General features: G+C 55.2%; 19 protein-coding genes. 10 read left to right on the top strand and 9 right to left on the bottom strand.

Annotated elements, in window-relative coordinates; all coding sequences use genetic code 11:
• Positions 1-774 (bottom strand): LysR family transcriptional regulator (locus tag JI62_RS04430; protein ID WP_240513129.1); only part of this gene is annotated, 774 nt, incomplete at its 3' end.
• A 106-nt stretch (positions 775-880) separates the two neighbouring features.
• Between JI62_RS04430 and trpB the strand changes: the two genes are divergently transcribed.
• The 4 genes from trpB (at position 881) to JI62_RS04450 (ending at position 4637) form a co-directional block, all read left to right on the top strand.
• Entirely contained in the window at positions 881-2110 is a 1230-nt protein-coding gene (gene trpB / locus JI62_RS04435; protein ID WP_088699012.1) for a tryptophan synthase subunit beta, read from the top strand.
• Positions 2111-2154: 44 nt separating this feature from the next.
• Positions 2155-2994, top strand: coding sequence for a tryptophan synthase subunit alpha (gene trpA / locus JI62_RS04440; RefSeq protein ID WP_088699114.1), 840 nt, complete (start codon positions 2155-2157; stop codon positions 2992-2994).
• Positions 2995-3165: 171 nt separating this feature from the next.
• On the top strand, positions 3166-3786 hold the full coding sequence (locus JI62_RS04445) for a LysE family translocator (protein WP_088699013.1): 621 nt from the start codon (positions 3166-3168) through the stop codon (positions 3784-3786).
• A 59-nt stretch (positions 3787-3845) separates the two neighbouring features.
• On the top strand, positions 3846-4637 hold the full coding sequence (locus JI62_RS04450) for a carbon-nitrogen hydrolase family protein (RefSeq protein WP_088699014.1): 792 nt from the start codon (positions 3846-3848) through the stop codon (positions 4635-4637).
• A 171-nt stretch (positions 4638-4808) separates the two neighbouring features.
• Here the strand turns inward: JI62_RS04450 and JI62_RS22825 are convergent, their stop codons facing one another.
• Positions 4809-4994, bottom strand: coding sequence for an antibiotic biosynthesis monooxygenase family protein (locus JI62_RS22825; RefSeq protein ID WP_240513130.1), 186 nt, complete (start codon positions 4992-4994; stop codon positions 4809-4811).
• Positions 4991-5338 (bottom strand): NIPSNAP family protein, encoded by a 348-nt coding sequence (locus JI62_RS04460; RefSeq protein ID WP_088699015.1) that lies wholly within the window; start codon positions 5336-5338, stop codon positions 4991-4993. Before JI62_RS04460 ends, JI62_RS22825 begins: the two co-directional genes overlap by 4 nt.
• 75 nt (positions 5339-5413) lie before the next feature.
• Between JI62_RS04460 and JI62_RS04465 the strand changes: the two genes are divergently transcribed.
• The 3 genes from JI62_RS04465 to JI62_RS04475 are packed head-to-tail and all read left to right on the top strand — an operon-like array spanning position 5414 to position 6886.
• Complete coding sequence (locus JI62_RS04465) at positions 5414-6139, top strand: ArsR/SmtB family transcription factor (RefSeq protein ID WP_088699016.1); 726 nt, start codon at positions 5414-5416, stop codon at positions 6137-6139.
• Positions 6140-6163: 24 nt separating this feature from the next.
• On the top strand, positions 6164-6484 hold the full coding sequence (locus tag JI62_RS04470) for a hypothetical protein (RefSeq protein WP_088699017.1): 321 nt from the start codon (positions 6164-6166) through the stop codon (positions 6482-6484).
• Positions 6485-6526: 42 nt separating this feature from the next.
• Positions 6527-6886: a VOC family protein gene (locus JI62_RS04475; RefSeq protein ID WP_088699018.1), complete on the top strand. Its 360-nt coding sequence runs from the start codon at positions 6527-6529 to the stop codon at positions 6884-6886.
• Positions 6887-6899: 13 nt separating this feature from the next.
• Here the strand turns inward: JI62_RS04475 and JI62_RS04480 are convergent, their stop codons facing one another.
• The 4 genes from JI62_RS04480 to JI62_RS04490 all read right to left on the bottom strand — a co-directional run bounded on the left by JI62_RS04480 (position 6900) and on the right by JI62_RS04490 (position 9747).
• Positions 6900-7508: a LysE family translocator gene (locus tag JI62_RS04480; RefSeq protein ID WP_088699019.1), complete on the bottom strand. Its 609-nt coding sequence runs from the start codon at positions 7506-7508 to the stop codon at positions 6900-6902.
• A 29-nt stretch (positions 7509-7537) separates the two neighbouring features.
• A complete protein-coding gene (locus tag JI62_RS04485) occupies positions 7538-8368 on the bottom strand; it encodes a helix-turn-helix transcriptional regulator (protein ID WP_088699020.1) in 831 nt (276 codons plus the stop codon).
• 86 nt (positions 8369-8454) lie between these two features.
• On the bottom strand, positions 8455-8622 hold the full coding sequence (locus tag JI62_RS22570; protein WP_170938474.1) for a hypothetical protein: 168 nt from the start codon (positions 8620-8622) through the stop codon (positions 8455-8457).
• Between the two features lie 69 nt (positions 8623-8691).
• Positions 8692-9747, bottom strand: a complete 1056-nt coding sequence (locus JI62_RS04490; RefSeq protein ID WP_088699021.1) for an ABC transporter substrate-binding protein — start codon at positions 9745-9747, stop codon at positions 8692-8694.
• Positions 9748-10322: 575 nt separating this feature from the next.
• On the opposite strand from JI62_RS04490, the gene JI62_RS04495 reads away from it, so the two are divergent.
• Complete coding sequence (locus JI62_RS04495) at positions 10323-12008, top strand: methyl-accepting chemotaxis protein (protein ID WP_240513131.1); 1686 nt, start codon at positions 10323-10325, stop codon at positions 12006-12008.
• Between the two features lie 134 nt (positions 12009-12142).
• Here the strand turns inward: JI62_RS04495 and JI62_RS04500 are convergent, their stop codons facing one another.
• Both JI62_RS04500 and JI62_RS04505 read right to left on the bottom strand, forming a co-directional pair.
• Positions 12143-12916: an SDR family oxidoreductase gene (locus tag JI62_RS04500; RefSeq protein ID WP_088699022.1), complete on the bottom strand. Its 774-nt coding sequence runs from the start codon at positions 12914-12916 to the stop codon at positions 12143-12145.
• Positions 12916-13242: a nuclear transport factor 2 family protein gene (locus JI62_RS04505; RefSeq protein WP_088699023.1), complete on the bottom strand. Its 327-nt coding sequence runs from the start codon at positions 13240-13242 to the stop codon at positions 12916-12918. Before JI62_RS04505 ends, JI62_RS04500 begins: the two co-directional genes overlap by 1 nt.
• 90 nt (positions 13243-13332) lie before the next feature.
• Between JI62_RS04505 and JI62_RS04510 the strand changes: the two genes are divergently transcribed.
• Positions 13333-13707, top strand: a complete 375-nt coding sequence (locus JI62_RS04510; protein ID WP_088699024.1) for a winged helix-turn-helix transcriptional regulator — start codon at positions 13333-13335, stop codon at positions 13705-13707.
• Entirely contained in the window at positions 13679-14149 is a 471-nt protein-coding gene (locus tag JI62_RS04515) for a GNAT family N-acetyltransferase (RefSeq protein WP_240513132.1), read from the top strand. The genes JI62_RS04510 and JI62_RS04515 overlap by 29 nt, the downstream gene beginning before the upstream one ends.
• Positions 14150-14205: the final 56 nt, after the last annotated feature.

Genomic DNA, 14205 nt, shown 5'->3' on the forward strand with positions numbered 1-14205 from the left:
CAACCTACCACTCCTCAGATCGTCTTCCACCAATAGCCGCGGCGCGATGGCGATACCCAGGCCCGCCACTGCCGCTTCCATCAAGTAGTAAAGGTGCTCAAATCCCTGGCCTTTGCTTAACGCCCCTTCAAGCTGAGCGAGTTCAAGCCCATGAGCGTTGGCCCACTGCGGCCATGCCTGGGGGCGGGAAGCGGTGTACAGCAGCTTGTTGGCAAATAGTGTTTCTGGCTTGGTGGCGTGGATGTGGGCCATCAACTGGGGACTTACTACCGCGCAGATCTGTTCCGGCATTAGCTCGAATACCTCTACGTCTGCAGGCCAGGGTGGTTCGGAAAATGCCAGGGTAGCGCTGGCGTCGCTCTGTATGCCGGGTTGCTCAGTTTCGCTGACGACCACTTTCAGTTTCAGCTCTGGCAGTTCGCGGTGCAGGCGATCAAGACGGGGAATCAGCCAGCGCGCCAGCAGGCTGCCGGGGCAGGCGAGGGTGAAGGGCGCCTCCTCCATATCACGCTTGAGCGCGGCGCAACTATCCTTGAGGCGGGCGAACGCCTCACCCACTCCGTTTTGAAGCTTCTCACCATGCGGCGTAAGCGCAATGCCTCGGCCCGCTTTGGCAAAAAGCGCCACGCCAAAATGGTCATCCAAGCTCTTTAGTTGGCGGCTAACAGCGCCGTGAGTAACGCTTAGCTCCTCGGCAGCGGCAGTCACGCTACCCAACCGGGCGGTGGCTTCAAAGGCGCGCAAGGCGCTAAGCGGTGGCATGCTGTTTTGCATTAATACGTGACTCCAGCTCACATGTTGATGACATCTTATCGATTTTTATCTCGGTCTGCTTGCGCTACTTTCATTGCATTGTTTGATAACGCATTCAGAGGTCGTGATGAATCAACCTGTAGACGTATCCAAGAGCCTGCCCGACGCCAACGGATTATTTGGCAGCTTTGGCGGCCGCTTTGTTGCTGAAACGCTGATGCCGCTGATTCTAGAGCTGCAAGATGAATACGCCATCGCTAAGAACGACCCCGAATTCCAGCGCCAGCTGGCCTATTTTCAAGGGGACTACGTTGGACGGCCCAGCCCGCTCTACTTCGCCGAACGGCTGACTGAGCACTTTGGCGGGGCGAGCATCTATTTAAAGCGTGAAGAGCTCAACCACACCGGCGCCCACAAGATTAACAACTGCATTGGCCAGGTACTGCTGGCCAAGCAGATGGGCAAGAAGCGCATCATCGCGGAAACCGGTGCGGGCATGCACGGCGTTGCCACCGCGACAGTTGCGGCCCGCTTTGGTTTGCCTTGTGTCATCTACATGGGCGCCACCGACATAGAGCGTCAGCAACCCAACGTATTCCGCATGAAGCTGTTGGGTGCGGAGGTAATCCCCGTTACCTCGGGCACCGGCACGCTCAAAGACGCCATGAACGAAGCGCTGCGCGACTGGGTAACGAACGTTGACGACACCTTCTACATCATTGGCACCGTGGCGGGGCCACACCCGTACCCCGCGATGGTGCGTGATTTTCAGGCGGTAATCGGACACGAAACCCGCACGCAAATGCTCGAAAAGCACGGCCGCCTGCCGGATTCGCTGGTGGCCTGCATTGGCGGTGGTTCAAACGCCATGGGGCTGTTTCACCCGTTCCTTGATGACCTTGATGTGAAGATGATTGGCGTGGAGGCGGGTGGCAAGGGCGTTAAAAGCGGCCTACATGCGGCCAGCCTGAACGGCGGCACCCCCGGTGTGCTGCACGGCAACCGCACCTATCTGCTGCAAAACGAAGATGGTCAGATTATCGACGCTCACTCGATTTCCGCCGGGCTGGACTATCCCGGAATCGGGCCTGAGCACGCATGGTTGCACGAACAGGGTCGGGTTGAGTACGTCTCTGCCACTGACGACGAAGCGCTGGAAGCCTTCCAGGTCTGCTGCCGCCAGGAGGGCATTATTCCCGCCCTGGAGACCGCCCATGCCCTGGCCGAAGTGGGCAAGCGTGCCCCAAGCCTACCCCGCGAGCACTTGATGGTGGTCAACCTCAGCGGCCGTGGTGACAAGGACATGATGAGCGTGGCCCATCACTTGGGCGATAAATTCGGAGTGAAAAATTTATGAGCGCGATACAGGACAACGCAATGAACGATGTTATGAATCAGGCCATGAAAAACACGTCTCGTCTTGAAAGATGCTTTGCCGTACTCAAGCAGCAAAACCGCCCGGCGCTGGTTAGCTACCTGACCGCCGGCGACCCTGATGCCGACACCTCCCAACGCCTGTTGCACGGGTTGCCAAAAGCGGGGGTGGATATCATCGAACTCGGCATGCCGTTCAGCGACCCAATGGCCGATGGCCCCGCCATTCAAAAAGCCGCGCTGCGTGCCTTGAATAAAGGCCAGACACAAGCCAAAACGCTGGAAATGGTGCGCCGTTTCCGTGAAGAAGACAGTACTACGCCCATTGTGCTGATGGGCTACTACAACCCCATTTACTGCTACGGCGTCGAGCGCTTCTTGACCGATGCCGCCAAGGCCGGAGTAGACGGCCTAATCGTGGTAGACCTGCCGCCCGAGCACGACGAGGAGCTCTGCCAGCCAGCGGCCCAACACAGCATTGATTTTATCCGTCTGGCCACGCCGACCACCGATGCCAAACGCCTGCCCAAGGTGCTGGCGAACGCCTCTGGGTTTATCTACTACGTTTCCGTGGCAGGCGTCACCGGAGGCAGTGCACCCACGCCAGAACGGTTGGAAGACGCAGTAGCCGGGCTTCGTGAACATACTGAACTGCCTATCGCAGTGGGTTTTGGCATCCGTACCGCCGAACAAGCCGCCACCATTGGCCGCTTCAGCGATGCAGTCGTCGTCGGCTCTGCACTCGTCGACTGTATCGAAAATGCCAACACGCCTGATGAAGCCGTGGAGCGTGTGCATGGCCTGGTAAGTGAACTGGCGGAAAGCGTCAGGGCGTGCCGGGAGGTGAGTGAGCCGCAAGTTTGCTGATAAGGGCACAGGCTTCGTCCCTTACCGATTAACACTGTTGTTGGGAAAGGTATCGCCTCTGTTGGGTATCAAAGATTGAGCCAAGCCTTCGTGAGCAGCTAATCTAAGCACTTGGGCATACAGTCTAATGCTAATGAAGGGCTTTGCTGAGATCCGAGAGAGGCGATTTTCATGAACCTGACCACGCTGCTGCTGTTTATTCCGGCCTGCTTCGCTCTCAATATGGCGCCGGGGCCTAATAATCTGCTGTCACTGGCCAATGCCAAGCGCTATGGCGTTAGGGCCGCTTGTCTCGCAGGTATTGGGCGGCTGGCAGCCTTTGTTGGCATGATTACGCTGGCTGCTACCGGTTTGGCGACGCTGCTTTACACCTCTGAAAAGATTTTCCTGGTCATCAAGGTAATTGGTGGCCTCTATCTGTTATGGCTGGCGTATCAATTATGGGGTGCCGACAGCGCTGAAAGCGATGGCGGAGACACCCAGCCTAAGAGCCTGTCTGAGCTGGCGCGACAAGAGTTCCTGCTTGCCGCCGGCAACCCAAAAGCCATCCTGATTTTTACCGCATTCCTACCGCAGTTTGTGGAGCCCAGCGGCAATGTAGGGCAGCAATTTATAGTACTAGGTGCGCTGTTTTTGCTGCTGGAATGGGTAGCGATTGCCGGTTACGCCTATGCAGGCAGCTTTTTAAGCCACTGGTTTTCACGCCCCGCCATGCGTCGTTTATTCAACCGCGGCTGCGCAGGCTTATTGGCTAGCGCAGGAGTAGGGTTACTATTGTTTAAAAAAGAGTGATAGCGCTTTTGGGCTCAGGGATGAAGTGAACAAAATATTTGTATGCGAGGCGTGTTGAAATGAAACCCAGAGGCACAAGCAGCGTCACTATCGCACTCGCTCAACTACCCGTAGTAAAAGGTGCAGTGGCCGAGAATCTTGAAACGCACCTTACCTATATTCAGCAAGCTGCCACGCGAAGGGCTGATGTAGTGGTGTTCCCTGAGCTTTCGCTGACCGGCTACGAGCTTGAGCTGTTAGAACAGCTAGCGATGCCGAAAGATTCAGAGGTATTCAGCACGCTTTACGATGCCGCAGCGGCGAATAATATAGTCGTGATAGCAGGCTGCCCGCTCGTTAGCGAAGGCAGAAAACCGCAGATAGGGGCCGTAATCTGCTTCCCCAACGGCGAGCGAGCGTTCTACGCAAAGCAGTACCTGCACGAAGGGGAAGAGGTTTACTGTTCGACAGGCAATGCAAGCTATCTATTTACGGTTAATGGTACTCGAATAGCCTTGGCTATTTGTGCAGACTTCGCTAATCCTGTCCACTCAGAAGCGGCTGCCGCCCAGCAAGCAGACGTATATATCGCCAGCGCGCTGATCTCTGAAGCAGGTTACGAGACCGATGCGCAGCTACTCGCGGCCATGGCGAAACATCATCAGTTTCCAGTGCTGCTTGCAAACCACATCTCCAACACAGGCGGCTGGCAAACCTGCGGTAAAAGCGGCGGCTGGAATGCGGATGGTGAACTCGCGATCACTGCAGGCGGCACTGAAGCCTGCATTGTGATTTGCGCTATAAACGGAGGCGCACTCGACGCCTCGCTAGTGACCAATTTACCTATCGAAGACAGCTGCCCATTGGGCTAGCCCGCCCGATTTATGATGGGTGCACGTCAAGCGAATCCTTCGGTGCCTCGCGGCGGTCATTCATTCCGTAGTCCCGGATGACGGAAGCGACGCGGAGCCGGTAGTCGGCAAAGATATCCTGTCGGCCCGCTGTCTGGACGGATCGGTGAGGTTCAAACGTTCGCCACTGCTTCACGGCTTTTTCGTCCCGCCAAGGGAGAGCGACAGGATTTTTCCAGGGTGCGTAAGGCTTTCGAACCGCTCTATCGATATAAAACCGTCGATATCTTCTAAATGTTGACGCAGTGCGCTGGCAGCGTCCAGGTAGTCCTGTTTCCGATCCGAATGCGGTAGCACTTCAAATATCACGGCGATCATAAAACACTCCAAGGATAGATAGATTCAACGCCCAGTGTGCCGTCCACCACCTCAACGAAACTGCGCTCCTCCTTGAGAATAAACTTCTTCTCTTGAGCCATGGTGAAGTTCGCGTGACCGCCTTGGTCAGACTTCAGTCGGGCGCGGTAGGCCTCATAGGTAGCCAGGCTATCGAATGCGATTAGCCCCCAGGCAATATTATTAGTGCCCTCGTAGGGAAGAAAATAACCGATAAGGTGGCCACCGCAGCGGGGTATGATTTGCCCCCAATTCTTGGCGTACGCCTTGAAGGCGTCACGTTGGAAGGGATCAATCTCATAGCGGATAAAGCAGGTAATGCTCATGGGGGTATCTCCTTTGAACGGTAGCTAGGACGATACCGCGTTGTCGCCCCCTGGTGGTTCGACTAGAATCGAACCATGAGTGAAGGCCCTAACATTGTGCGCGTTGCAGCGCTTATCGGCGATAACGCCCGGGCGGAGGTTCTCTCCGCCCTGATGTCAGGTCGTGCGCTGACGGCGACCGAACTGGCGAATACGGCTGGTGTTACCAAGCAGACCATCAGTTTTCACCTTGGCAAGCTGCTGGATGCAGGGCTGATCACGGTGGAGCAGCAGGGCCGTCACCGCTATTTCCGGTTGATGGGGCCTGAGGTGACCAGTCTCCTGGAGTCGCTGATGGATCTCGCTTGCCGCAGTGAGGGGAACCGCCTTGTTACCGGGCCACGCGATCCCGCCCTGCGCAAGGCCCGTATCTGTTACGACCACCTTGCCGGGGAGTTGGGTGTTTCAGTGTATGAGCAGATGCTGCGAACGAATATCCTTTATCAACACCCGGGAGGGCTACAGCTCACTGAGCAGGGAAGGGTGTGGTTTAATCAATTTGGCATCGATACAGACGCGCTTGCTTCTTCAAAACGCTCATTTTGTAGGGAGTGTCTCGACTGGAGCGAGCGCAGGTATCATCTAGCGGGCGCGCTCGGCAGTGCGCTGCTTACCCGAATTCAGGAGCTTGGCTGGGCGAAGCGAGAGGAGCATTCCCGCGTTATCGTATTCAGCACCCAAGGGGAAAAGTTGCTGTGGGCAATGCTCGCACCGCAGAGTGCGCCAACGGTTTCAGTCCAACAAGCCGCTGTCACCTTTTAAGATTCTATAAAACTGAGAGAAATAATGGGAAAGCTCTTTTCACTGGTTGTATTGGTAGCGCTTGGCTATGCCGGTATCTACTTCTATTACGGCGTTGTCGTTGAACGAGAAGTTCAGCAGCAGTTGGATGACCGCGGCCTCTCTGCCGTTAGTGTGGATAACATTGAGTATGGGGTGCTGGCGCCTATTAACACGATCGCGAATCTCGAAGTAACCGTCACTTATCGCGGCTCACAGGCGACGCTGGATTTGATAGTAAAGGGTCATCCCTTATTCTCTGACGAGGTAAGTGTCGAATTCGACGGGCTGCAAGCTCTGCGCTTAGGCATCGGCTTCGGCCAATAGGTAACGCTTCTACGTCTGAAAAAAACAACTAAGGAGCAGGCTATGAACCAGCATGAAAAGCTCAACTACGTCGAGTTCGCCGCGAAAGATTTATCCGCAACAAAAGCGTTTTTCTCGGCGGCGTTTGGTTGGGAGTTTGTCGATTACGGCCCTGAATACACCGCCTTTTCCAACCAAGGGTTGGATGGTGGCTTCTACCAGGCGGATGCCTGTAACCAAACCTCAAACGGCGGGGCATTGCTGGTTTTCTATAGTGCTGACATTGACGCAACGCTTAACAAGGTTGAGAAGAGCGGTGGTAATATCATTCGGCCCATTTTCGAGTTTCCCGGCGGCTGCCGTTTTCACTTTCAGGAGCCCAGTGGTAACGAATTTGCGGTTTGGTCGGAGTTGCGATCCTAATCAAGCAGCTAGGCTAGGTAGGCGTGAGCGGTAACCACACATGCTCATATCCGATGGTAAGCGCCACGGCCACCAGCAAAGCTGCCATCAGCCAATTGAAGCCCTTAACGACGCCTGTGTTTTTAATACGGCTGCCGACCATGCTGCCAATCGCGATATAGCTACCGGGGGCGCCCGCGGCCAGCAGCGCCAACCCGAACGCCCAAACCACTAAGCTAAGCCCCTGAATGCCAGCGGCAGGAAACTGCAGTGTGGTGATGGGCAGGGTGGCCACAATGGCTTTGGGATTAAGCAACTGCATGACCAGCCCATCACGATAACTGACTAGCCGTGGGGCGTTGTCTGGCTCGCTTATATCAATACTTGAACGGGCAATTTTGCTCGCGAGATAAACAATATAGCCGCAGCCCAAGGCACTCACTACGATGAGCGCTTCATCATCGATCCAGGCGGCACCCGCCCAACCCAATACTAATAAGTACGCCAGCATCGCAGTACCCACGCCAAGGCAAAACCCAACCGACTGCCTGGCTTGCCCATTGATGCCAATATTCAAACCAAGCAGATTCACAGGCCCAGGCGAATACATCGCGCCTAGAGCATAGGCGACAATTCCTAACATGGTTAAACCTCTATGGTGGTATTTAGGTGTTAGCGTGCGATATCGCGCTGGTACTGATAGGGCGTCATGCCATAAATGCGCTTAAAGCGGCGATTGAAATGGCTGAGGTCGGCAAATCCATAACGCAAAGCGACCTCCGTTAGGGAAGCGCCAAGGTCTAGCGCCGAACGAGCCGCGTTAATCCGGCAATTAATCACATATTGGTGGGGGGTGATGCCGTAATGTTGACGGAACAGACGCAAGAAATGGTACTTGGATAGGTGTGCTGCCTGGCTGATGTCATCAAGGGAGATATCGGCGGCCAGGTGTGCATGAACGTACTCTTTCGCCAAGCCCAGCAGCGCATCGGGCCGAGTAGTCACCTGATTGGGATGAGAAATCCCGCCGAGTTGCACGGTTCGCTCGATTACCTGATAAAGCGCATTCTCCTGATCGATACAGCTTCCAGAGTGAGAAGTGACTAAACGGGCCAGTTCCAAAATGGCATTACGTAGCCGAATGTCCTGGATAAGGGTGTTATTTGAGCGAAAGTCAGCCGTGTGCTCGTTCCCAAGAGCATCAGCAAACAGGGCATTAACCTGCTCGGGATGCGCATATACCATCAGGTAATCCAGTGAGCGCTCTCCGCCCGGTTGGCCGTCGTGAACTTCTTCTGGATTGAACAGAATAACGTTGCCCGGTGGGCTACGATGAAACTGCCCGCCGCTGAAGAAATCCTGACGTCCCGCCAGCGTGACGCCGAAGGCATACTCCTCGTGGGCATGGCGGTCGTAGCTGAAATCCTCAATCGCTGCGTGAAGCACCGTCAGCGTTGGCATGTGCTGGCTCTTGATGAATTGAAATCGGCTCGCGTTACTCATGCCGCCCCTCCTGATTGGTCACACCACTAGCTTATGCCAGCACCGGTTCTGAATGCTTGTACATAATTGCTAATCGGCAGTGACAGCTACCAGGGAAGCGTTTTTATACCGGTGACTGCTTGCGTGACAGTACCAGCCAACATGGCGGGCGACATCAAAAGCAGCATGAGCGCATGCTCGCGCCGCTGATAGCCGCGGGAGTGATCTTGGTGAAGAACGTGAAGGTAATGGTTGTTGATGTCAGTCGCTTTCAAAGGATACCTCCTAGCGGGAAATCGACAAGCGTTGCCGTAACCCACAGGTGGGCCACGGCAATGACCCACTTATCGTTGCATAAATGCCAGCCAGCGACGCTCAGCTTCTTCGCCCGCAGAGGAGGCCCACCATTCGTAAGACATCAACACCTGACGCTCGGCATTTTCTGAGAAGCTCGGCAGTTCCCTGGCTCGCTCATCGGGAATTTTGCCTGTATCGAAAGCGGCCGGGTTGCCGGGGCCGTAGTCGATGTGCAGGGGCAGGTTGGCTTGATACTCGGGGGCGATGGCCGCGTTGATGAACTCAATGGCAGTATCCTGATGGGTCGCACCTTCAATAATGCACAGGTGCGTGTTCTGCAACACACCATCGTTATAGGTGAACTCAGCGCTGGCGCCTTCATTGATGATCGCGCTAACACGTCCATTCCACATCATCAGCATGTCCACCTCGCCATCGTAGAGCAACTGCGCCGACTGACCGCCGGAAGTCCACCAAGTGGTGATATGTGGTTTGATTTCTTCAAGTTTGGCGAAAGCCCGGTCAACATCCAGCGGATAAAGTTCTTTTCGCGCCACGCCATCAGCCATTAAAGCAGCTTCAAGTGTTCCCAGCGGGTGGTTGCGAAGGGCACGGTTGCCAGGATACTCCTCCACATTCCAGAAGTCCTCCCAGCTTTGGGGCGGATTACCCTCGAAGGCCTCCGGGTTGTAGGCCAGTACGCTGGAATAAAACTCGTAAGCGACAGAGTAGGGTGTTTTATACGCCTCGGGCATCGACTCGGCGTTGGGAATCCGGCTGAAGTCGAGTTCTGCAATCAGCCCCTGGTTACCGCCACGCACACAGTTCAATGGTGGGGTATCGACCACGTGCCATACTGCCTGGCCGGTGGTGCCTTGCGTCTTGATCATCGGCCAGGCGTCGGAGGTGCTCTCCTGACGAATGGTGATGCCCAACGCCTTGGCAACCGGGTCGAGAATGGCCACCGTCTGCGCTTCCTGATAAGCACCTCCCTGAGAGACGAACGTGATTTCGCCATCGGCCAGCGTTTGCCCAGCGCCAAGCGTACCAATAAGCACTACCGAGAAGCCAAGCAAGTATTTGGAGCAGTTAATATTTTTCATCTTGCGACCTCCAACTGAGTAAGTGCCTCCGACGCTGTATCAACGCCCGATTGCATCAAGGAGCTTGTTACCCGCCACGCCCACAGCGATTGCGATCGAGCGGCTATGCCACCTGGTTCACTCACGCAAAAAGCCGCTAAGCGATGCGGCCAAGCAGGTGTGGGAGTGGATAATAGAAGAAACACGCAATGACGTCGCGAATGTAGCGAAGCAGAATCCAGATTTAAAGCTGGAGTCCTACCTAGCTAAAGGGCCTTGTTTAAAGAGATAAAAATCTGATATGCATGCGCTCCACTCCGCCTATCTCCCTAGCATTAATCTAGCCTCATGCCTGCTGCGCTGCATTTTAAGTGCGGTATTTAGCCACGTTAGATATTAGTGTTTGGTCATGTAATATAGCCGGCTATTTTTTCACATTAGAAATTAAATTTATCTGTAATCGTGCCGATAATCCAGTGCCGTTGATTACCACGGTGACTGATCGCTATACGTGCTTAAACTGTGTGCTAGCCGTGAAGCGAGTGTTTTCAATAACCCAAGGCAGCTCGCTACGGGTTTAATGAGATACCTCCCCCATGACCTCCATGCTATTTCTGAATCGAAGCGTCAAGCTGCGGCTTTCCGTGAGTTTGGGCGCCTTTATCCTGATGCTGATCGTGGTTGGCACGATCGGACTCTACAATCTCAGCAAGACGAACGATGCCGTTACCGACACCTATGAGCAAAATGTGCTTACTTTGGCGAGCTTGAGCCAAGTCAACCAAGCGTTGCTCAGCACTCGAGTGAAGATAACGGCTGAACAACGTGACCGGAACCCAGCAACTGCTTTGACCACCCAGCAAGAAATTGCTGAAAACGATGCAATTATCGATACCGCTTGGGCTGATTACTACCCGGGCCGTGTATCCGATGATGTCGAGCGTGCTATCGCCCAAGATTTTATCGCCTCTTTGGGTGAGCTACGTGCCGGTATCGACGACATCAACGCGGCAATGATCGGTAATGACTTCGATGCCGCTCGTGAGATAGCTACCACCACGTTGCGTTCTGGTTACACGGCGGTGCTATCGTCGCTTCAGGAACTGATTAACCGCAACACCGCTCAAGCCGCTGCATACAATCATCAAACGTCTGAAGACTATGCATGGACGCGTAACTTCGTCATCAGTTTGATAGCGGTATCGGTTATTGCTGGTATTCTGCTGGCGATATGGCTTATTCGCGGCATTATGGCACCGCTGGGTAAGGCGCAAGCACTTGCCAATGCCATGGCGGAAGGCAAACTGGATAACCAAATCGATATTACCTGCAGAGATGAGTTCGGTGACATGCTGAATTCGTTAAAAGCCATGGAAGCCAAGTTCTCCCAAGTAGTAATGTCTGTGCGCAATAACGCCGAGTCCGTTAATACCGCCGCTGATGAAATTGCTCAGGGAACTGAAGATCTGAGCAGCCGAACTCAGCAACAGGCCGCTAGCATTGAGGAGACCGCGGCATCAATGGATGAAATCACCTCTACCGTGAAGCAGAACGCAGACAACGCCTCAGAAGCCGACAAGCTCGTTTACGACGTGAGCCAGCAGGCCAACGCTGGTGGGGAGGTTGCAGGTCAAGCCGTAAAAGCGATGGAGGGGATCAATGCCTCAAGCCGCAAAATCGCCGGTATCGTGGGCTTGATTGAGGAGATTGCTTTCCAAACCAACCTGTTGGCGCTGAATGCGTCGGTTGAGGCGGCGCGTGCGGGTGAGCAGGGGCGCGGATTTGCGGTAGTGGCCAGCGAAGTACGTAATCTGGCTGGGCGCAGTGCCAATGCGGCCAAAGAGATCAAACAGCTGGTTGATGAAAGTATCGGCCAAGTGGATAACGGCTCTCATCTGGTCAACCGAGCAGGCAAGTCATTGGAAGATATCGTCAGCGGTGTACAGCGTGTCTCGGTACTGATGGGTGAGATCGCCACCGCCAGCCGCGAGCAGTCTCAAGGGATTGAGCAAGTCAACACGGCTATTGCTCAGATGGACACTGTTACCCAGGAGAATGCGAGCTTGGTGGAAGAGTCCAGCGCGGCAGGCCGCTCGCTGCAAATTCAGGCAGCGGCGTTATTGAAGGAGGTTTCATTCTTTAGGGGAGCGACCACTGGGCAGAATCAGGCAGCGTTACCTGCAACAGTGCGGCACAATGCCAGTCAGCCACGGATCGCCCAACGGCCGAAGAACCATGTTCTGGGGAGCCAGCAGGAAACTGATGAATGGGCATCTTTCTAAGTCACTAAATTTCTAAGCCACTAAAAACGCAGAAGCGCCCTTGTCTGGGCGTTTCTGCCATAGGCTGCTGACGTTTGCTACCCGAAGCTAGCCTTCACTGTAAGCTATTCGCGTCTAACGCGGGGTTAATCCCCTCAAGCAACAGGCACAGTACCGCCATCGATTACGTACTCGGTACCTGTGATGGTGGCCGCCAGCGGTGACGCCAGAAACCCAATCAAGTTGGCCACTTCAGCAGGTTTTGAGGGGCGGCCAATCGGGATGCCGCCCAGCGAATTCATGATGATCTGCTTGCCACCTGCGTAATCGGTGCCTGCGTCTTGGGCAATCCGCTCGGCCAGCGCAACAGCGGCCTCCGTCTCGATCCAGCCCGGCGATACCCGAACCACGCGCACCCCTTTGGGTGACACTTCCTTGGACAAGCTTTTGCTATAGGTGGATAGCGCCGCCTTGGCCGCCGCGTAAGCCGTGGTCGATTCGGGCAGGGGGAGCTCACGCTGAATGGAGGTCACGTGGATAATCACGCCATCGCCTTGGGCCAGCATGCCTGGCAGCAGGGCGCGATCCAGCCGTACGGCAGGAAACAGGTTGATGTCGAGCTCGCGCTGCCACTCCTCCTCCCCAAGGGCAGCGAGCCCGCCGCCGGGCGAGGAGGAGCCCCCCAGCACATGAACGATAATATCCACTCCGCCCAAGCGTTCGTTGACCGCATCGGCCACCGTGGCACAGCCTTCGGCCGTCGTCAGGTCAGCGGCGACAAACAGCTCATCAGGTAGGTCAGCGGGGCGAGTACGGGCGGCTGTTAGTACTTGCGCGCCTTCTTCGCGAAAGAGTGACACCACAGCAGCGCCAACCCCTTTGCTACCACCGGTGATCAATACGCGTCGCCCGTTCAAGTTCAAGTTCATTAGTGGATCTCCAATGACTGGATTTGCGACTCAGCAAGCTGGAAAGCGTGGTCAAGTTGCACCGGGCTGCCGGGGAAGTTGCCGGTCACAGTGGCGGTAACCACCATCGTGTTGCCTTGATGGGAAACACTGACCGGCTCGACGCGATACGCAATCTTGGCACGGGTGGCGCGCAGCCAGGCTTGAATAGCAGTTCGCCCGCGGTGCGTCCCTCCTTCATCAAACACACAGGCATCTTGGGTAAAGCAATCGCCAAGGTGGGTGTCATCCGCACCGTTGCTGATGCTGAAATAAGTGGTGATCGCGTCTGGCAGTGACAAGCTCATGATGATCATCTCTCGCAAGGTAATGTGAGAGAATATTCTGCCTAGACTTACGCGTTATCAAGAACGCACAAAAAGGTAAGTGGCTTACCAATGAGAAAGATTTATACGCCCACTACCGCCGCAAGCGATGTGGAAAATGTATTAAAAATGCTGGAAGGGCGCTGGAAGCTCATTATTCTCTTTCATCTCTTCGATGGAAAAGTGCAGCGCTACTCCGATTTCGAAAAACTCATCCCTGACATCTCCCAGAAAATGCTGGCCCAACAGCTGCGCCAACTGGAAGCGGATGGCATCGTGGCCCGAAAGGTCTACCCCCAGGTGCCGCCGAAAGTGGAGTACCGCCTGACCGAATGGGGGCAAACGCTCTGCCCGGCGCTGGATGCCTTGCTGAAATGGGCAGAGCAGAAGGAGCACTTCAACCACCCTGACGAGCAGAATGAACAAGACGATACCACCACCCAATGAGAGCCGCCTGATGCACTACCGCACCATGACCATCAACGATTACGAAGCCGCCATTGCCCTGTGGAGCGAAAGTGAAGGCGTGCGCCTGCGTGATGCCGATTCCCGAGAGGGGATTGAGCGATACCTGCTGCGCAACCCCGGCCTGAGCTTCGTGGCAGAAGTCGAAGGAAAGCTGGTGGGAACGATCATGGCGGGCCACGATGGCAAGCGCGGCTATGTTCAGCACTTGTCGGTGGCGGATTCCCATCGCCGGTTAGGCATCGCCATGCGGTTGGTAGACCTCTGCATGGAAGCGCTAAAGCATGAAGGCATCCTGAAATCACACCTAATGATTCTCCCCGAGAACGAAGCCGCCCAGCAGTTCTGGTCAAACCAAGGCTGGGCCTACCGATCCGATATTTTGCTTTACTCGTTTGTGAATGGGGATAATGCAAATATCTAGATCAGGACTGTCATACCCTTGTCGGTTCGCCAGCTTTTTTTGTACTATGATGGCTC

Source organism: Halomonas campaniensis, assembly GCF_002211105.1.
In the GTDB taxonomy this organism is placed as follows: domain Bacteria; phylum Pseudomonadota; class Gammaproteobacteria; order Pseudomonadales; family Halomonadaceae; genus Vreelandella; species Vreelandella campaniensis_A.